Source organism: Okeania sp. SIO1H4 (assembly GCF_010672695.1).
Lineage (GTDB): Bacteria > Cyanobacteriota > Cyanobacteriia > Cyanobacteriales > Microcoleaceae > Okeania > Okeania hirsuta.
The window spans coordinates 18,929-39,097 of the sequence record NZ_JAAHGB010000052.1 but is presented as its reverse complement, the minus strand read 5'-3'; the positions used below and the strand labels follow the sequence as shown (position 1 = coordinate 39,097).

The following is a 20,169-nucleotide window of genomic DNA, read 5'->3' as shown; positions in this document are numbered from 1 at the left end:
TTTGGTGTCTGAGGTTGAAGTGGTCGAAACGTCGGTTTGTGACACCGGAGAAAGCGGGTACTCTTCGAGAACGCTTCGCGAACGAGTCCCGTCAGACACCCTAATGAATATAATTTCTAATCTAATTGTAATCTTCGCAGTTAATTACAAGCATGATGTAGAGAAGCAGGAGCATTTTCATCAAGTCCTTGAGGACAGATATCTGATGCTAATTTTTCTGCTGAAGCTTTAGCTAATGTAATTCTGTCTGTGATATTTAGAGTTTTATCTTTGTAATCATCTTCTTCATTAACATCTTTACCATTAATATAAGAAAACCAAGTCTCTATATTTCTGGCAGGCACAAAAATAGCTATTTTTTCATTAGGTAAATGCATATCTTTTTTCTGGATAGGTGAGTTTTGCCATCTAGTTAAATCTTGCTGATGAAAAATTTCTGAGACTTGATAATATTTTCCGGTAGTTTCAAATTCTCCTAATATAAATTTTTGGAGTTTATGCAAAACTTCAAAAACTGTTATTTTGCCAGAACCATTTGCTCCTAGTAGTAAATTTATATTTGAGAATTCAATTTCAAAGTTAAACAGACATTTAAAGTTGTTGACATAAAGTTTTTTTAGCATTGACAGAATTAATAACTTGGAAAAAAGTTTCTATTCCCTGTTTCCTAAATAGACATTTCTATAAAAGTTTCTAAAACTGTTATAGCACGGTTCAAATTTTTGAAGAGGTCTAATTACAAATTGACAATTGACAATTAATCTATTCGGTTTAAAGCCTCTCCTTTTAAGGAGAAAAAAAGAAATAAAATTTCCTTATATTCAATTCCGTTATGGTTTTAACCAAAGGAAATTATTAATTATTAATTATCCATTATTAATTATTAATTAATGAATACTCCCTAAATTAAAAAGACTCTTTAAATGGTCTTAAATCAAGTTCGTGAGTCCATGCGCTGGAATGTTGTTGATGAATTGCCCAATACGTTTCCGCAATAGCTTCAAGTTGTAATAAACCTTCCTCACCTTTTTGAGAAACAAAATTTGGGAACTTTGTGCGAGACTTTTCCCCATCAATGACACCATCAATAATGACATGAGCAACATGAATACCTTGGGAACCAAATTCTCGCGCCATCCCTTGAGCTAATGTTCTTAAACCTGCTTTTGCGACTCCGAATGCTGTAAAAGGTGGTTTTCCTCTTAATGAAGCAGTCGCTCCTGTAAAAATAAGAGTACCTTGTTGTCGCTTTTTCATAGTAGCGATCGCTTGTTTTCCAAATAAAAATCCACCAAAACAATTTTGTTGCCAAAGGTTGATAAAGGTTTCGCTGTCTGTTTCTAATAAGGGTGCCGGAATATTGTTACCAGCGTTGTAGACAGCAAGATCGAGAGGATAACCTGCTTTTTCCACAACTGCAAACAGTTGTTCGACATCCTGTTCGACTGTTGCATCAGTAACAACAGCAGTTGCGGTACTCCCTTGTTGTGTGATTTTTTCCACAATTAACTGTAGTTTATCTCCGCTACGACCAGCAACAAAAACGTGCAAACCTTTTTGAGCAAAATATTTAGCAAGTGTCGCACCTAAACCTGCTTCTGAACCAACACCTATGACAACTGCTGCAAATTTTTCGCTCATCTTAGTTCTTCCTAAAACTATTAGATATCTCCAATAAAATTATTATCCCACAGAAATCATCCATTCTTTTTCCCTACTCCCTCTTTTATGATAAATTTAGATTTTAGATTTTATGACAATTTTTTGGACGAATATCTCCATTTTACTAACTAAAATATGCCTGTATCTATTGATATAGCTAGCTTTCAAAATCCTGAAAAAAAATTCTCCCACCCCCTTGACACTTTATGTATTATTTATGTAGTATATAAATGTGGCAGTCAAAGGAAAAGTAAATAACCTCCAGATAAAAAAGCCATATCTGCACCTAGAAAATTAAATAATTAATCGGAATTTCAACTAACATCCATCAGGTATTACACAAAACCTGAATTGCATAAGCTATTACTTTACACTCATAGAATTTTAGGTTGGTTTAAATCTGGTAAATTTCAATATTATCGGCGTTTTATCAACCCAAAAGAAGCAGAAAATTAACCAGAAAAATATTCTGCTTTCTCAAATAAAATAACAAAAAAAATCAATAACGTTCAACAACTCTATTATCTAGAAAGACGATTCATATTGTAACAGATAATATCAAAAAAATTAGGAGGTGGTGATATGGTTCATATTAGATTTGAAGGACGTTCTTATGATGTTACAGAAAATCAATTAGGCATCAGAGAAAATATGACTGAAAATACTATTAAAGAACGCCTAGCTCAATATTTTGATGTGGGTAAAGAACGCTTTAATTCCTACGTTTTAGACCATCGTCCCAGTGGAGATTTAATTGTTCGCCCCGAAGCAGTTTACGGTTAAATAAAACCTCCTTATTAATAGGAATATCTTATTATCAAAATAATTGGGTCTAAAACCCCGCCTTGATCGGCCGTTTTTGGAGCGTTTCTCTAATCCCCGTTACAAAAACAACTTCTGACTTCTGACTTCGTTATGTTCCGCACCCTAACTGGTAAAGCGTACATACATTTTGGTCTACTAAACCAAAGGTTATAGGTTCGACTCCTATCATTCCCACTATTTTTAGGGAATGTAGCTCAATGGATAGAGCGTTAGTGTCAAACGCTTTATTGACTTGTGCGGAACATATTAATAGTAGTTAAAATTTCACTTCGTGCCCTAACTGAGAAAGCTTACATACTAGCTCATTGGTAGAGCATTTGTCTCAAGAACAAAGTGTAGTAGGTTCAATTCCTGTGTATGAACAAACAGCTTTTTTGACTTGCACGAGGTGATTTTTAACTATTTTAATAAAAATAAAAAATACAAAATTAAACTTTTACTGATAACTGATAACTGAAATTACTTCGCACCCCAACTGATAAAGTATACATACATTTCCTAACTATAGGGTCCTAAGGTAGCGATGTTCGGGCGACCGAAATAGCGAAGCTTTTTAAGTCTCTATGAGATAAAATTAGCGAGTCCACTGTCAAATTAAAAACTGATAAGAACGACTGTAAACGTATTCATGACTTTTTCGACTTGTGCGAAGTAATTTTCAACTATTTGATTTAACTATTTGAAAAAATAAATAAGTAAAAAAAAATCTTAATTTTCACCATTTTAAGTATTTATGAAAACGTTAGTAACTCGCTCCTATCAAGGGGAAACGGATCTAGAAGCGATCGCTGAATTTTTCCAAATTTGTGAAACAGTCGATCGCTTAGATGAATGGGTATCTGTTTCGGATCTGCGACAAGAATTTAACGATCCAGATATAGATAAAGACCGTGATATTCGTCTTTGGGAAAATGGAGAGGGTAAACTCATTGGTTTTGGGAAGCTATTAATACAAAAGTCAATTGATGCTTTTCTCTTTTTTAGAGTCCATCCCACTGTTAGAGGTGAAGGTATAGAGCAAGAAATCATTAGGTGGGGTGAAGCACGAATGAAAGAAGTCGCTAGAGATAAGGGTGTATATGCCAATTTTCGATCGCCTGTTCGCGATACTCAAACCGAACGCATTGCATTATTAGAAAGTTGTGGTTTCACTCCCAAGCGTTACTTTTTTGGGATGGAGCGATCACTCACCGAACCTCTTCCCAAACCGGAGTTACCTGTAGGTTTTACGTTGCAGTCTCACTCCTCTGCGCAGTTTTCTGGTAAGCAGGAGCAGCGAAGATTTTTAGAAGCATGGGTAGAAGCGTATAATCAAACATTTATTGACCATTGGAACTTCCATGAGGTGAAAGTTGAGCAGGTGGAATATATAGTAAGCGACCCTAACTATCGACCAGACTTGACCTGGGTTGCAATAGCTCCTGATGGTACATTTGCAGCTTTTTGTTACTGTTGTTTTTATCCAGAAGAGAATAAGCACAAGGGAAGAAAAGAAGGTTGGATAAATACTTTGGGTACTCGTCGTGGTTTTCGTCAGCGTGGTTTAGGAAAAGCGATGTTACTTTCAGGAATGGAGGGTTTACGAGCTGTTGGTATGGATAAGGCGTTACTTGGTGTTGATGCTGAGAACCCGTCGGGAGCAACTCGACTTTATGAGTCTGTGGGTTTTCGTAAAGTTCATACTAATATTGTTTATGGCAAAAATTTGTAAATACTAATATTCCCAGTCTTTAACATCTTGATTTTTTTTCTTATTCCCTGGAAAATTATGTATTGCTGATGTATAAAATATTATATACGGTAAATACATAGGCAGATCACTCCAAAATTTGAACCTGGAAAACTAAATATTTAATCTGTTATTTTCTAGAGATTTTAAAATGAGTAAAATTCCATCAGTTAATATGCCATTTGTATCTTGAATAATGAAGTTAGAATAGTTTAATTAAAGAGTTTAATAAAATCACTTCGCGCCCCAACTGAAAAAGCTTACATACTCAATTTGGTAGAGCATTCGACTATTAATCGATTGTAGCAGGTTCAATTCCTGTGTATAAACAAACAGCTTTTTTTACTTGCGCGAGGTGATATTAATTTAGATTTTAAAAACAGGTAAATAACAGATATAAAAATAGATTTATTAACATGAAAAAAAATCATCTCGCGCCCAAACTAAGAAAGCTTACATACTAGCCAAATGGTAAAGGCACTTGACTCATAATCAAGCTAGCGAAAGCTAATACAGGTTCAATTCCTGTGTATAAACAAACAGCTTTCTTGAATTGCGCGAGATGATTTTATAATTCTATTAACGAAGGCAGAAGGCAGAGGGCAGAAGTAAGAATTGGATGGGGTTTTATATAATAATCAATAATAAATGAGTAAACCAAATGTTTGTTTGAGCAGTTTTATCGATAAATTTTTAGTAGATAAAAATTTTATTATATGGAGAAAGCATCATGTCTATAAAAACTGATGAAATATTGGAAAAACTCAAATATATTACAATGTTATAAGCTACAGAATTGGTGAAACAAATAGAAGATTTTTTTCAAGTAAGTGCAGATCGAATTATTGTAGTAAAACCTAATGAAAAATTCGACAATAATGATCAAGATGACCATGAATCAAAAACTATTTTTGATATTGTATTAGAGGAATTTCCTGCTAATAAAAAAATATATTTTATTAAGGATATACGCAGTTTAAATCTCTTTGGAAGTTTACAGGAAACTAAAAAAGTTGTTGATAATTTACCCCAAATTATTAAATCTAATGTCAATATTCAGGAGGCCGAACAGATTAAGCAAAAATTAGAGGAATTAGGAGCAACAGTTTCTTTGAAATAATTTTTGTATATGCAATAAAACTTTTGATTTCACCAGTAATGAGTTAGAAAATCTTGTCAGAGAATTCAATAATTGTACTCTACCAAAAAATAATTGGACTCATGCTGCACATTTGATTGTTGCGCTTTGGTATTTGACTAACTATTCCGAGTTAGAAGCAATAAATAATATTCGCGATCGCATCAAAAAATATAATGTTGCAGTAGGTACTAAAAATACTAAAGATAGTGGTTATAACGAAACAATTACGCTGTTTTGGGTAAAAATGATTCAGAAATATTTGACTACAAATTCAGCGAATAACTCTTTTGCAGAAAATGCCAATAATTTAGTCAACTTTTACGAAAATTCAGCTTTACCTTTTGAATATTACAGTAGAGAATTTCTGATGTCTGAGTCAGCTCAAAAAAATTGGGTAGAACCAGATTTAAAACCTTTGTAAAAAAGTTTGGTGGTGGTGCATTTTCAAGAATTTAGAATTTAGAATTACCTCTCTTTGAAAAGAAGAGGATAGACTCAAAGGAAAATTTTTATTTATTATCCCCTTAAAAGGAGAGGCTTTAAACCCAATTTTTTGGTAATTATTTTTGTTAGGATAACAGTGGGAGCATCTTGCTCCCGTATTCGCGGGCAGGATGCCCGCACTAGATATTGTTTGTTCCTATCTAGCATTACGCCATCGGGACTACCAAAACTTTTAAAGCTGAAAGCTATAACAATTAGCAATTATCGTCACGCCCTAAACTAGAGAGGTTACTGAATAATGAATAATGAATAATTAAGAGTTGATAGTTAATAATTATTCATTCAAAAATTCACGCCTTGAAGCCTCCTCTTTTAAGGGGATACAAAAAAAATATTTTAGTCAATCTTCTTCTTTTAAGAATAGGTAATTATTAATTATTAATTGCTGAAATACACAATTTATTAGGGAACTTGGAAGTACAATTATCTCTGAAATTGCACGGTTTATTTCATTATAAATATTAATATTAATACTCCGAAAAATACCAAAAATAATTGCATTTTTAAAGTAGATTTTTTATGCTCAAATTAGTTAATAACGAATAATCATAGGTTATCAAATGTTTGACAATACTTTATATTTAACATTAAAAACATGACAGATTTTTTTATCTTTTTGAGGCACTATATGGCAAGATAACCACACTACAAAAATTCAGTAGTTAATATTTGTACTTCATATATTTAGAATTTGCTGTAACTGATAACTGTTAACTGATAACTGAAATAAGGAGGTAGAAAAAATGTCTAAAATTCAAATGAATAACGATGAGCGCGACTTACGTTTAGAAATGCTCAATAGTCTGCTCACTACACCACATCGTCAATTAGAAAAAGTAGCAGAAATTCATCAATTAATTGTTGAGTTAGACCCAATTTTTTACGGTCATTTAGCAGTATGGTATCAAAATAACGGTGATGTGCGCGACCATCAAGAAGTATTCCTGGGAAACTTGTTAACAAGCAACCTCACAGAACACCGAGATGCGGGTTTCATCATGCTACAAAATTTCCCACCATACCAGGTGTCACGCATTGTAGACTTTATGAAACAGCAACGAAATAAAATGCCACGTTCCGCACGCACTGCTGTGACTCGTTATCTACGGAAGCGCGAACAAAAACCAGATTTTTTTGACCGGGCAGCTCTCCGTAACCGCAAGGCAATGAAGCACCTATATGCAACTTTGCACATTAAACCTAACTCTCGCGCTGATGCTATCTTGTTTAAGGAAAGACCTCCAGAGGATAGTTTAGCTTTCATGCTGAAGCAGTTGGCAAAAGTAGAAACTCCAGCAGAGCAAGCAGCATTAATAGTGGAACATAAAATTCCCTATACTGTGGCAGTGGGAGCTGTGAAACAATTGACACCTACTGTGTTAGTGGCACTGATCAACTCTATGTCTCCCCAGGAAATTATCAATAACCTGAAGTCTCTGACTGCTCGTGGTGCGATGGAACACCCAGAGGTAAAAGCATTAGTTGATGAGAAACTGACTGAGGCGCAAAAGAGCGATCGCGTGTCTGCTTATAAAGCTAAGGTTGCTGCTGATGCTGCTCAGGTAGATGCGGAAACTGTTGCGAAACTGGAGCAGGTGACTAACGAACAAGTGAAAAAGCGCGGTAAAATTTCTTTGCCAACTGCTTTACTTGTGGATAAGTCTGGTTCTATGCAACAGGCGATCGAAGTAGGTAAGCGTTTAGCTGCTTTGGTTTCTGGTATTACTGAAGCGGAACTATTTGTCTACGCTTTTGATACTATTCCTTATCCTGTGACTGCTCAAGGTACAGAATTGAGTGACTGGGAACGTGGTTTCCAACATATCCGCGCAGGTGGAGGTACAAGTTGTGGTTGTGCTGTAGAAGCAATGCGACGCAAAAAGCAAGTTGTCGAACAGTTTATTCTGGTGACAGATGAAGGGGAAAATACTGCACCCTATTTTGCTGATGCTTATACTGCTTATTGTCGTGAGTTGGCGGTTATGCCAAATGTGGTTATCGTGCGTGTGGGTCACTATGCTTCTAATTATGTGGAAAGTCAACTGAAGCAGAAGCAAGCACCAGTGGAAACTTTTACTTTCAAAGGTGACTACTATTCTTTGCCTAACTTGGTGCCAATGTTGTCTCATAAATCACGACTGGAGTTGTTGATGGAAATAATGGAGACTTCACTGCCAGTGCGTGATGATCAGGAAAGTCAAAAGTTAAAAGTCAAAAGTCAAAACTAAGGAAAAATACAACTTATATCATGTCCGGATAAGAGCGTGATCAAAAAAACTTTCTCCTTTTCCTCCTTTTATTTCTTGCTTCTTGCTTTTTCTTCCCTCCTGAGGACTGAGGACTGACTCCTCCGTCATTGTGCTGCTACTGCAACTGAGTTGGTAGTCCAGTTGTGCGTTGGTGCTATTAAAAGCACTAAACTGCAACGTTATAGTTATGGAGAATAATTGTTACCAGAAGATACAAGTCAAAAAAGCCTAATCTTCTTTATCAAAGATTAACAGAAGCATTAGAAAATGGTAGTAAAGTCCGCATTGAAGCTGAGGAAACTTATTATGGTCTCCCTGCTACTGTAACTAAAGATTTTGTAGAAATTATAGACCTCTCCGGAAAAGAGGGAGTAGGTCGTAGGGACCTTGCATGCAACCTCCCTACAGAGTAGGGGGAAATAATTGATAATTTCTACAGGATAATTAATTTTATTTTTGATTATTGGAGATGTCTTTTAATCAATGGTATTAAGAGGATATTTGAAAAGTACAGCGTGCATTTCCTAAGACACTACTCTAGACTCAAGAATTAAAAATTAATTATATCATTGTCTGTAGAAACTTTTGCAGATAGTTTGTGGTCAAATATTCTTGTAATATTGAGAGCCAAATCCCTAATAGTCGTTATGAGGAAATTACAATATAGAAGTACTAAACTCGGATAAAGTCTATATTGATACTGCTAGTCATAATTTGCTTTTTCAGCATCAAGTCCCGGCAGTAACAGTACGTTTTGATTTGGGAAAAGGACAGATTTTTTATGTCATTAGTCACTTTTGAGCTAAACATTACCAAAGACCCACATCTGGTCATTGACAACTATGTACGGATTTCCTGACAACTGGGATGCGGTTAAGCGACAAGGGAGTTCAAAACTTGCCTAGTCAAGTTAAAATTCAACCAGATACAATTAACTTTAGTAAGTTGCAAAATGCGGCGACTGCTAACGAGTTAATGGCGAAGTTGTACATGGGTGCTGTTAAAAGCGCTAAACTGCAACATCAGACTTAGGGAGAATAATTGTGGCCAAAAAAGAAAAGTCAAAAAAATCTAATCTTCTTTATCAAAGATTAACAGAAGCATTAGAAAATGGTAGTAAAGTCCGCATTGAAGCTGAGGAAACTTATTATGGTCTCCCCGTTACTGTAACTAAAGATTTTGTAGAAATTATGGTCTTAGTTCCACCGGATGAATTTGATGAGGAAGATGATGCTTTTAAGCAGGTGACATGGTTGGTTCGACTTTCGTCTATTTTTGCGATCGCCTATCCCACGGAATACTGGTCAACGGCAAGATTGGAAAAATTACTGGAAGTAGGTTCAAATCAAGTCTAAGTTTTTTTTAGTTATTTTTTAGTTAAAACAATTTAAAAAAGTAGTCAGTAGGACTGAGAATGCGGTAAATGAGGATTTTCGCCCCACCAACCGCATTACCACCCCTAGTGAGGTCATAGTTAACGAATTTGATATCAGGACTCCTGATACTGTAATAGCGACTGCTATAGTGGGAATTAGACAAAATAGAAGTATAAAATAGGCTCAAATCTAGACAGGGACTGGCTTTTAGTCAAAAAGGTATAATTCCTTAATTACCAAGGGTTCTAGGCATTTTGAGCGCATTGAAGTAATTCCCTGATCTAGACTGACACGAGCGCCATTTTTCAACCATAAAATGTTTAAGTCCTAATAGTTGTTTGAATTTAAAGACGATTTCTAAAATATAAATGATATAAATCATAACGTGGTGTTGCTTGGTTTTCTTGGAAATTGACTAATCCTATACTGTGTAATTTTAACCCTTGCATTGTTTCTAATTGTACTGGTTGATTAGAATTCATTACTGTTTTAGCTGCTTGTGCTAACTCTGGAGATTGTTGTAAATGCCACCAATGTCGCTGTAAATGATCTGCATAACATCCTACATCTGTTGCTGCTGTTTTTAATAGATCATCAATGCTAATATTGTGTTGATAAATTTCATATAGAGCTAATTTGATTAAGTAAGGATTTCCACCAACAATTGCCATTAATTTTTCTATTTCAGAGATATTTAATTGCAATTGATAATAGCTAGCTAAATTTTTGATTTGGGCTGCATTCAACTCTGGTAAATCAATTGGTAAGCCAACATTAAAAGGTGATTGATTAATATCTATAGGCACATAACTTTCTGTTGAATGTACAACTACTAACCGCATATTTTTCCAAAGATCGCGATTTTTTGCATCTTCATGCCAAGCTCGTAACAAACTAAAAAAATCCACAGTAATTTCTGGATATTGAAAAATATTATCTACTTCATCTAATACTAATACTATAGGAGTATCAATACTTTTCAAAATATGTCTTTCAAAATAAGATTTACAAGATATTTTACTACCAAAAATTTCGTTCCAATAATTATCTAAATTAGCAGCTAAATTTAATTCTGAAGCTACCTCGGCACTAAACCATCGCAAGAATCCATCTAAATTGTCAAAAATTTGACGCTCAACTAATTGAAAGTTTAATACTGCTGTTTGATATCCTAATTTTTCAACATCATGTAAAACTCTTGCCATTAAAGATGTTTTTCCCATCTGTCTCGGTGCCTTAATTCTGATCAAAGCACCAGGTTTAGTAATTTCTTGATAACAATTTTCTTCAAGAGGAGAGCGCTTAATATAAAAATTATGATGGTAATCATCTTGATTTTTGGGTAACTTTGGTAGTGAGGATGGCAAAGGTTTTTTATTATACTCATTTATATTCAGAGAATTATTTAATATTAATCTTGATTTTGTTTCAGGAATTGAGGGAGATAATTCATTTCCGATTAAGAGCATAATTTCAGCAACTAAGTCTTGAATATTTTCTTCACTTTTTAATTCCCATTGTGGCATTTTATTCAAGTAAGCATAGAGATTATAATCCCAAGTTAGATCGACAGAAGTATCAATTAAAACAGGTAGAATCCAAGGTTTATTATTTGGATGAATGTTTTGAAATTCTCTTGCTCGTCTCACCGTTTCTGTTACCATTTCACAGGTTATTGATTGAGGATTCAATAACAAAATCAAGTAATCAGATTGGTTGAGTTTTCTTTCTAAATCTGGCAAATATTCTGCTTTTTTGTCGTTATTTTTTGCTATAAAATATTCATATTTATTTGCTTCTATTTGTTCAACAAAAAGAGTAGTAAGTAAATTTATTTTATAGCTTTTGTTTGAAAATATAAGTATTTTTTGCATGGTAAAACTAGGTGATTTAGCAACTGTTTGAAGCAGGTGATAGGTTGTATGTTTTAGGTTCAATAGCGTAGCAACTATAAAATTAAACAATATTATATCTAGTATAGTTGAGTAATTCCAAATATAGCAGTCGAAGCAAAGGCTAGGACAGATCAAAAGCTTAAAACTTAGACAGCGACATATTTTTCCTTCTTTCTTCTGCTATATCTCAAGGTGAGTTGAATAAAAAGATTAATCTCTTCACTAATAATCTTACCTATACTATTTTTAACATTATTTGCCCTCAAAAGTATTAATTATGACAAAAAAAATCAGGTCTCAAGCCTCCCATTGTAGGAGGTACTGATAACTGATAATTGAATTGACATGAGCTAAATATTCTGTTGATATACAAGGCATGATTCCTGACTATAATAATCTCTAAGTTTAAAAGTTAACGGTATTATTTAATTGGCTATAAATAAAAATCCACAGCATAAAATCAATTACTTAAATAAATATTACACATCAAATAGAATTCCCTGATTAGACATCTCCATAAAAGAGGCAGTAGGTAGTAGGCAGTAGGCAGTAGGAAGAAATAATTGAGAATTTATGGATAAAAATTGATTTTATTTTGGATTTTTGGAGATGTCTATTAGTTATATTTATTCCTAAATTTACTTCTTGCCTACAGCTACCTACTTAATTATAGGTGTTTTTCCCTGAATGATGACAGAAATTTATCTAGTATACATGATTGTGACAGTGGAAACCATGACGAATTTTTGGTATAATGTAGTAATGCTCTTTCAATTGTATAAAAAATATTCTGGGAAAAAGCAACAGAGTGTAAGAGTTTAAAACTGTTTATCAATTTTGGAATTTTTTACAAATTATGTACGGATTACTATAAAAATTAAATGAAAAAAATAATTGATCTGCAAAACAAGAAAAAAATAAAAAAATCAATATATTTTAAAATAATCAACTAAGTTATTACCCGTACAAAATATGAGTTATTGCTACAATCCTACTTGTCAAAAACCTCAAAACCCAGACAAAAATATATTTTGCCAAAGTTGCGGTGCAAAACTAATCCTTAGAGAACATTACCGCCTCCTAAAACCAATCGGAATAGGTACATTTAGCCGGACATTCTTGGCAGTTGATCAAGACATCCCTTCAAAACCAATATGTGTAATTAAACAATTTTTACCTGTAGGCATTCCTGGCAAAAATGCAGCACAAAATATTAGTGAAATAGAAAAAGCATCAGCCTCATTTAGCCGAGAAGCATTACAACTAGACAAACTAGGAAAACATCCACAAATTCCTAGTTTATTAGCCTATTTTGTTGTCTCATCTTATAGATATTTAGTACAAGAATATATAGAAGGTAAAAATTTAGCTCAAGAATTAAAAGAACAAGGAACATTTAACGAACAAAAAATTAGAAAATTTCTGAGAGAAATACTGCCAGTTTTGCAGTTTATCCACAAAAATCAAGTAATTCATCGGGATATTAAACCAGAAAATATTATCCGTCGTGGTACTAATGAGAATGAATATGACTGGGGAAGAAATTTATATTTAGTAGGTTTCGGCGCTGCCAAAGCTATTTCTACTAATCCCGCAGTCAAAAGTGGTACGGTTATCGGTTCTCCAGAATATACTGCACCAGAACAGTTAATTGGTCAAGCTGTATTTGCTAGCGATATCTATAGTTTAGGTGTTGTCTGCATTCAGTTAATGACTCTACTCGACCCCTTCGACCTGCGTCATGGTGAAGAATGGTTATGGCAGGAACATTTACCCAGACCTGTAAGCACATCTTTGAATAATATTATTGATCGGATGTTAGAACCAGCGCTTCAACAACGCTATCATTCAGTAGAAGAAGTACTGAATGATTTAATGCAGACTACAAAGAGTTCTTGGGAAGGGTATGAAAGTTTAGAAAGTTACGGCGATCAAGTCAGAACAGTAGCATTTAGTATTGACGGTCAGACTGTGGTGAGTGGGGGTGAAGATAATAGCATTAAAGTCTGGACTCTGAAGACTGGTAGCGAACCCCGTACTTTGGGGGGATGGATGTTTAGTCATTCGGGATGGGTGCAGGAGGTCGCTTTTAGTTCAGATGGTCAGACTTTGGTCAGTGGTAGTAATGACGGCACTGTAAAAGTTTGGAATTTGGGTACTGGTAAGTTAGTGCGAACTCTAGGTGGTTGGTTGGGTCAAGACTGGGGTGCTGTGCAGGCGATCGCTATTAGTCAAGACGGTCAGATATTGGCAAGCGGTCATGGTGACAAGACGGTGAAGGTTTGGTATCTCAACAGTGGGAAAATGCGAGGATATTTGAAAGGTCATACTGCATGGGTGGAGTCAGTTGCTATTAGTCCTGATGGCAAAGTATTAGCGAGTGGGAGTGGAGATAAGACGATTAAGTTGTGGGATGTAGGGACAGGGAGGTTATTGTTGACTTTGACTGGTCATAGTGATGTGGTGCGGAGTGTGGCGATCGCTCCTGACGGTCAGATATTAGCGAGTGGGAGTAGTGACAATACTATTAGGTTGTGGCAGTTAGCGACCGGAGATTTATTAGGAATATTGCAGCATCCTGATGGAGTGAATGCGGTTGCTATTAGTCCCGATGGTTTGATTTTAGCAAGTGGATGTCGAGATGGGAATATGTATTTATGGAACCCTTATACGATGGAGGAGTTAGGAGTATTGAGTCAGGAAGCAGTAGTTAATGCAGTAACGTTTAGTGTAGATGGTCAAATGTTGGCAGCAGGTTGTGGTGATGGAAGTGTGGGTATTTGGCGGAGGTTGAGTTAGAGTGGGGGAGTTGGGGAGTGGGGGAGTGGGGGAGTTGGGGAGTGGGGGAGTGAAGTAATTATAGAATTATCAAATATTTTCTTGCATCCTGCTTAAGTCGGAAATACTGATAATATCATGTTCCCCTTGCAGGGGAGCTGCGCTAACGGATAATTAATTATAAAAAACCTTCTCCCTTTAAACCAATATTCCCTTCTGCCTTCTGCCTTCTGCCTTCTGCCTTCCTACCTACTAACGCGCTGACCAGACTTTAATAGTTTTGTCATCGCTACCACTAACAATAGTTTGGCCGTCAGAACTGATGGCAATAGAAGTCACTACCCACGTATGACCAGTGAGAGTATTTTTGAGACTACCCGTTGCTAAATCCCAAATTTTGATAGTTTTGTCCTCGCTACCACTAACAATAGTCTGACCATCGGGACTAATAGCTACAGACCAAACTTCGTTGCTATGACCAGTGAGAGTATTTTTGAGATTGCTGATTAATATGATGTCGTTTTCAACTTTAGAAAAAAATCTTAAATCCCAGACTTGAATAGTCTCGTCCGCACTACCACTGACAACATTCTGTCCGTCGGAGCTAATAGCAACAGAAAGAACCCGATCGCTATGACCAGTGAGAGTATTTATCAGACTACCCGTTACCAAATCCCAGATTTTGATAGTCCCGTCCGCACTACCACTGACAATAATCTGTTTCTCAGAGCTGATAGCTACAGAATAAACTGCTTTGCTATGACCAGTGAGAGTAGCTTTCAGACTTTCTGTAGCCAAATCCCAAATTTTGATAGTGCCATCCGCGCTACCACTAATAACAGTTTGTCCGTCGCGACTGATGGCAATAGAATAAACTGCTTTACTATGACCAGTGAGAGTATTTTTGAGACTACCCGTTGCCAAATCCCAGATGTTGATAGTGCCGTCAGCACCACCACTAATAATAGTCTGTCCATCAGGGGTAATAGCGACAGCAAAAATCTTGTCACTCTGAGTAGCAAAAGTTCCTTGGAGGTTACCATTTACCCAATCCCAAACTTTTATAGTATTGTCCCAGCTACCACTAACAACAGTCTGCCCATCGGGACTAATGGCAATGGAACGAATCCAGTCATTATGACCGCTGAGGGTACGAACTTCAGAAATATTAGTAGCGTAGGAAATGAGGTTGGGGGTTGAAGTCTTAACTGATGCTCTCTCTTTTTGACTATTTTTAGTAGATGAGGATGTTTCCTGTTCACTAGGAATATTATTAATAATAATAGAAGCAATAATAATGCTGAAAGCAATACCAATACCTAGACCTATTTTAACTAAAGTTTGAGCAGAATTTGATGAGGAGGAAGTGGAAGGAATAGTAGTTTTTGGCTGACTATTATGCTGATTACTATTTATTACAACTGTATGTTGTTGTGATATTTCTTGTGGCGATTGATTATTGAAGTTATTATTAATATCAGACAATTCAACTATTACTTCATCAATACTTTGATAACGATATTTCCAATAATCTGACACCATTTTATCTAGAATTAAAACTAATTTATCGCTAACATTAACTTGATTTTTCCAGACAATTTCACCTGTTGAGTTGTCTTTAACTAATTTATTTGCTTGTATACCAGTTAATGCTTCAATGCCAATCATTCCCACAGCATAAATATCACTACAAAATCTAGGCTGACCCGCTGCTTGTTCGCTAGGCATATATCCAGGAGTTCCCACTGCTATTGTCATAGTTGTATGACCCCCAGTTGTAATTGCTAACCCTTTAATTTCTTTCACTGCCCCAAAATCGATTAATACAATTTTTCTATCAGATTTTCTCCGCATAATATTTTGCAGTTTTAAGTCACGATGAATCACATTTTGCTGATGTACATACTGTAAAACTGACAATATTTCAGTTAAGAGTTGAATAGTCCGATCTTCACCAAAATTTTTCCCTGGATAAATTTCTTTTGTTAAATCATTTCCTTCAATAAATTCCTGAACTAAATAAAATTGCCCACCCTCTTCAAAGTAGGCAAATAATCTGGGAATTTGATTGTGTTCTCCGAGACGTTGTAATGTTATTGCTTCTTTTTCAAATAAAGTTTTAGCAACTTGAAAAACTTCTGGTCGTGGGTCATATGGGGCTAGTTGTTTTACCACACATTGAGGATGATTGGGAAGGTCTAAATCTAGTGCTAAATAAGTAGTCCCGAAACCACCTTTACCTAACTCTGATATAATTTTATAGCGATGTCTAAGTATTTTGTTAATCATTATTTTTTTTGATAAATTTATAGCTTTTTTTAGGAGTCAGGAATTATAAAATAGTTAGAGTAGTTTAATCTTTTAAATATTTTTAAGCCGATTTATTAATCAAAGTAATCTTTTAGCTATAATATTTATTTTAGGGGTCAATTTAATCTTTGAACTTTTTTTTACTAGGCAATATAGCTACGCTAGGCTGCACCGATATAATCTTGGGCATTTAATTTTATAGTTAGTAATTGGGATTGACTCATAATTGCTTTTTCGATTCTGGCTATAAGTTGGGGAACTAATTTGCGTTTTTCTGACTAAGTGGTATCTATATTTTGAGAAGTTAGCAATTTTGGTTTTTCATCTTGCAAAAGTTATTTTCAAATTACAATAACTTGTTGAATTAAATTGCGATTATTTTTATTAGCTAATTTTTTAATTTTTGCCATTAATTCATCAGGTAAGTCATTAATTGTGAGATTTGCCATAATTATTTCTTGATTTTTTTTGAATTGGATTTATATTTTAATATTTTAACCAATTTGTAGGTTGGGTTGAGGAACGTAGCTTGCTTCTCCGCAGGAGTAACCCAACAAATACTTACAGCAAATTTCAGGTTTATGAAGTACAGTAGGAGTATATTTTCAAACAGTTTTTGAACTGTTGAATTAAGGTTTGATTATTGTTGGTCTGAAGTACTGGAATTACTGTGCTACATTTATATGGAATAGGCTGCATAATTGTTCGGTTGCGCTATCGCTTAACCCAACCTACTGTAACTAACCCCTCGCAATGACAATTAAGTAAATATTGTGATGGCAAGTGGAACGGAGTGGGGTTCAATCATGGATAATTGATAATTGATAATTGATAATTTATAATTACCTTTCCCTAAAAGGAAGAGGATTGAATAAAAGGAAAATTTTTTCTCTCTTGGTCGATTGGATATGGCGAGAAGACCCGTTCTTACAGACCCGCTCCGCTAACGCCATCCCTCAACCGCTTGTTTCTCCTTGCTCATGAGAGGCTTTAAACCTTTATTTTTCGGTGAAAATTCTCAGTGCTAGCTATGGAAATGTTGAAATAAAGAAAACTCCCTACAAATTACTTGCTAAAACTTTTTTCTGTTGATGAATCAAAGGCTTATATTTTATCATGCTCATCAAGCTTCTTTGAGATAGTACAAATAAGATAATGAGACTGCGACAAACTAAACTGTAAAAGGTATTTAAATAGAAATACAAGATAACAAATAAACACAGATTTTATAATCAAATCAATAAACCTATATTGCTCCCAGTAAAAGTAAAAGTAAAAGCAAAATAAAAGAAGGCTGCCTAAAGCAAGTATTAGCAAATATTCTACTTTTTTTAAACTAATAGGAGCCAATACAGGGAGATGTCCCCTAGGAGCATTTCTTTCAAAGATTATATTATGGTAGAACAACCATCCACCAAAAAATCCCCAATTTCGCTTCAGTTTCCATCCAATTTTCTCTCCAAATCGTTGATAAATTTATTTTCTATATCGTTGATAAATTTCTTTTCTATCTTTTAAAAGTAGATTTCCGGTATCCAAGTAAATTTGCTTTTGAATCCTAAACCCAAAGTGCCCATTACTGTATTTTTCCCAGAGTTTGTTAATAGTTTGCAAGTCGGTACAAGGAATTTTCTTGATACTTTTGGAATTTAATCCTGACAATAATTGTAGCTTAACTAGCCATCTTGCTTTGACAGCTTTTTGCATAACTATATTTGTTTCCCGATTTGCCTCTTTCCACTTTCCTGCCGCTAATAAGTCACGCAACTTACGATAGTCAACCCCACTATCTGAAACCAGACGCATATCATTAGAGAGTGCAGGTTGTAGAGAATTCCCAACATTAAGAACAGTAGAACCTGCAACAGTTGCGAAATAATCGTTAACTAGTTTCCTAGAAAAGAAAGTACGTTGATATGTAGTAGCATTAGCAGAATAACTACCAACTCTGAGTTCAGCCATCACCTGATCAATACTGTGATAACGATGTCTCCAATCATACAACATCATTTTACTAAGAACCCGACCTAAATTATCACTTACATTAACTCGATCTTTCCAGATAATTTTACCAGTTGAGATATCTTTAGGAAGTAGATTTACATTAACTCCAGTTAATGCTTCAATAGCCATGATTCCCACAGCATAAATATCACTACAAAACTTAGGTCGACCTGCTGCTTGTTCCATAGGCATATATCCAGGAGTTCCTACTGCTATTGTTACAGTTGTTTTACCTCCTCTCATCACAGTTAATCCTTTAATTTCTTTCACCGACCCAAAATCTATTAAGACAATTTTCCCGTCAGATTTTCTCCGCATAATATTCTCAGGTTTCAAGTCACGATGAATTACATTTTGCTGATGCACATATTTTAAAACTGACAAAATTTCAGTTAATAATTGAACAGTCTCATCTTCTCTCAATCTACTCCTTAAAAATTTATTCCAAGAATAAATCTCTTTTGTTAAGTCATATCCCTCAATAAATTCTTGAACCAAATAAAATTGCCCATCTTCTTCAAAGTAGGCAAATAACTGAGGAATTTGCTCGTGTTTTCCCAGACGATGTAATATTTTTGCTTCCTTATCAAATAAATTTTTAGCAATGTTAAAAACTTGTGGACGCGGGTCTAAAGGAGTTAGTTGTTTAACCACACATTGAGGACAATTAGGAAGGTCTAAATCAACTGCTAAATAAGTAGTTCCAAAACCACCCTTTCCTAACTCAGAGATAATTTGATAACGACGCCTAAGTATTTCGTTAATCATTATTTTTTTGATTTTTTTTGAGAAATTTATAGCTGGTTTTAAGTAGAGCAAACTAAAAAAAAGACGTTGCATCTTTAATCAAAAAACAACCTAAATTCAATCAAGATAAACTTTTGAGCTAATTGACAATTTGATACATAGCGTCCAAAATTTACCATGTTCTACTTAGAAGTCAGGAATTATAAAAATTATAAAAATTATAAAATAGTTAGAGTAGTTTAATCTTTTAAATATTTCCCAGCCGATTTATTAATCAAATCTAAAGGAGAGGCTTTAAACCTTAATTATTCGGTAAAGTCCAGCCCCATCCTAGAGATGAGAACCTCAGACCTATTGGCATCTGTGGGCGAAAGAAATGGAAGGGTGAAAGTGGCTACCACGGACGCTCCTGATCCCAGGCCACAATGTTGAGGCTGAAAGTGATGTTTGGAGGCAAGTTGCAACGACGAAAATTTGATAGTCAGCCAGTGGAATTATTCATACAATGTGCTATGGTCAACAGTATGATTCAAAGTTGTCAGCCGGAAAGTGACAAAGTACTATTCTCATTTATTCCTCTACAGGGGTGATTTTGCGATTCTGGAACGGATCGCGGAGCGAATCGCAACTTTCATGCAACAAAGCCACTATTTGTAGCAAACATTGATCAAATTGGTATTAACTCTTAAGTTAAGAAGGCACAAAAAAATTTAGGTTAACCAAAAGTAAGCAAATATCACAAAATTTACGACTGGCAGGAATAACACTAGATTTATCCCACCTACTTTTTTATCATTTTCTTTGTGGGTTTAATACCCCACCGTCAACGGTCGTGTTCACGCATTACTTGGGGGAGCGAATCCCCATGTAATTTTCCTCCTGTCTCCTGTCTCCTGTCTCCTGTCTCCTGTCTCCTTAAATTTACGACTGGCAGGAATAACACTAGATT

Annotated in this window: 13 protein-coding genes and 4 tRNA genes; 12 read left to right on the top strand and 5 right to left on the bottom strand. The window is 35.0% G+C overall.

Annotation, left to right across the window (positions count from 1 at the left end; all coding sequences use genetic code 11):
• Nucleotides 1-4 precede the first annotated feature (4 nt).
• Nucleotides 5-100, top strand: a tRNA-His gene (locus tag F6K06_RS25000).
• 40 nt (nt 101-140) lie between these two features.
• Here F6K06_RS25000 and F6K06_RS24995 read toward each other — a convergent pair.
• Nucleotides 141-623, bottom strand: a complete 483-nt coding sequence (locus F6K06_RS24995) for an AAA family ATPase (RefSeq protein ID WP_287243383.1) — start codon at nt 621-623, stop codon at nt 141-143.
• 283 nt (nt 624-906) lie between these two features.
• Entirely contained in the window at nt 907-1,641 is a 735-nt protein-coding gene (locus F6K06_RS24990) for an SDR family NAD(P)-dependent oxidoreductase (RefSeq protein ID WP_124147284.1), read from the bottom strand.
• Between the two features lie 603 nt (nt 1,642-2,244).
• Here F6K06_RS24990 and F6K06_RS24985 point away from each other — a divergent pair.
• From F6K06_RS24985 to F6K06_RS24940, 10 genes are all read left to right on the top strand, one after another.
• Nucleotides 2,245-2,445 carry a hypothetical protein gene (locus F6K06_RS24985; protein WP_124147285.1) on the top strand — a complete coding sequence of 67 codons (201 nt, stop codon included), beginning with the start codon at nt 2,245-2,247 and terminating at the stop codon, nt 2,443-2,445.
• A gap of 333 nt (nt 2,446-2,778) precedes the next feature.
• Nucleotides 2,779-2,847, top strand: a tRNA-Leu gene (locus F6K06_RS24980).
• A 373-nt stretch (nt 2,848-3,220) separates the two neighbouring features.
• Nucleotides 3,221-4,198, top strand: coding sequence for a GNAT family N-acetyltransferase (locus tag F6K06_RS24975; protein WP_287243381.1), 978 nt, complete (start codon nt 3,221-3,223; stop codon nt 4,196-4,198).
• A gap of 283 nt (nt 4,199-4,481) precedes the next feature.
• A tRNA-Asn gene (locus F6K06_RS24970) sits at nt 4,482-4,539 on the top strand.
• 136 nt (nt 4,540-4,675) lie between these two features.
• Nucleotides 4,676-4,751, top strand: a tRNA-Met gene (locus F6K06_RS24965).
• Between the two features lie 264 nt (nt 4,752-5,015).
• A complete protein-coding gene (locus F6K06_RS24960) occupies nt 5,016-5,336 on the top strand; it encodes a ribosomal protein L7/L12 (protein WP_161564713.1) in 321 nt (106 codons plus the stop codon).
• Nucleotides 5,337-5,469: 133 nt separating this feature from the next.
• Nucleotides 5,470-5,778: a hypothetical protein gene (locus F6K06_RS24955; RefSeq protein ID WP_240039174.1), complete on the top strand. Its 309-nt coding sequence runs from the start codon at nt 5,470-5,472 to the stop codon at nt 5,776-5,778.
• Nucleotides 5,779-6,613: 835 nt separating this feature from the next.
• The gene (locus F6K06_RS24950; protein WP_338043260.1) at nt 6,614-8,089 is read left to right on the top strand and encodes a hypothetical protein; all 1,476 of its coding nucleotides are present in this window, start codon (nt 6,614-6,616) and stop codon (nt 8,087-8,089) included.
• A gap of 918 nt (nt 8,090-9,007) precedes the next feature.
• Nucleotides 9,008-9,142: a hypothetical protein gene (locus F6K06_RS24945; RefSeq protein ID WP_275670455.1), complete on the top strand. Its 135-nt coding sequence runs from the start codon at nt 9,008-9,010 to the stop codon at nt 9,140-9,142.
• Nucleotides 9,143-9,153: 11 nt separating this feature from the next.
• On the top strand, nt 9,154-9,465 hold the full coding sequence (locus F6K06_RS24940) for a hypothetical protein (protein WP_124147289.1): 312 nt from the start codon (nt 9,154-9,156) through the stop codon (nt 9,463-9,465).
• Between the two features lie 365 nt (nt 9,466-9,830).
• Here the strand turns inward: F6K06_RS24940 and F6K06_RS24935 are convergent, their stop codons facing one another.
• Entirely contained in the window at nt 9,831-11,360 is a 1,530-nt protein-coding gene (locus tag F6K06_RS24935) for an AAA-like domain-containing protein (protein ID WP_124147290.1), read from the bottom strand.
• Between the two features lie 993 nt (nt 11,361-12,353).
• Here F6K06_RS24935 and F6K06_RS24930 point away from each other — a divergent pair.
• Nucleotides 12,354-14,180: a serine/threonine-protein kinase gene (locus tag F6K06_RS24930; protein WP_124147291.1), complete on the top strand. Its 1,827-nt coding sequence runs from the start codon at nt 12,354-12,356 to the stop codon at nt 14,178-14,180.
• Between the two features lie 231 nt (nt 14,181-14,411).
• On the opposite strand, the gene F6K06_RS24925 is transcribed toward F6K06_RS24930, so the two are convergent.
• Together F6K06_RS24925 and F6K06_RS24920 are read right to left on the bottom strand one after the other, a co-directional pair.
• Complete coding sequence (locus F6K06_RS24925) at nt 14,412-16,448, bottom strand: serine/threonine-protein kinase (RefSeq protein ID WP_287243379.1); 2,037 nt, start codon at nt 16,446-16,448, stop codon at nt 14,412-14,414.
• 1,497 nt (nt 16,449-17,945) lie between these two features.
• Complete coding sequence (locus tag F6K06_RS24920; RefSeq protein ID WP_287243378.1) at nt 17,946-19,241, bottom strand: serine/threonine-protein kinase; 1,296 nt, start codon at nt 19,239-19,241, stop codon at nt 17,946-17,948.
• Nucleotides 19,242-20,169 lie beyond the last annotated feature (928 nt).

Bases quoted from the DNA above. Each gene is read 5' to 3' on its own strand.
- F6K06_RS24920 (WP_287243378.1), bottom strand. From the start codon at position 19,241: ATGATTAACGAAATACTTAGGCGTCGTTATCAAATTATCTCTGAGTTA.
- F6K06_RS24990 (WP_124147284.1), bottom strand. From the start codon at position 1,641: ATGAGCGAAAAATTTGCAGCAGTTGTCATAGGTGTTGGTTCAGAAGCA.
- F6K06_RS24925 (WP_287243379.1), bottom strand. From the start codon at position 16,448: ATGATTAACAAAATACTTAGACATCGCTATAAAATTATATCAGAGTTA.
- F6K06_RS24985 (WP_124147285.1), top strand. From the start codon at position 2,245: ATGGTTCATATTAGATTTGAAGGACGTTCTTATGATGTTACAGAAAAT.
- F6K06_RS24930 (WP_124147291.1), top strand. From the start codon at position 12,354: ATGAGTTATTGCTACAATCCTACTTGTCAAAAACCTCAAAACCCAGAC.
- F6K06_RS24975 (WP_287243381.1), top strand. From the start codon at position 3,221: ATGAAAACGTTAGTAACTCGCTCCTATCAAGGGGAAACGGATCTAGAA.
- F6K06_RS24995 (WP_287243383.1), bottom strand. From the start codon at position 623: ATGCTAAAAAAACTTTATGTCAACAACTTTAAATGTCTGTTTAACTTT.
- F6K06_RS24935 (WP_124147290.1), bottom strand. From the start codon at position 11,360: ATGCAAAAAATACTTATATTTTCAAACAAAAGCTATAAAATAAATTTA.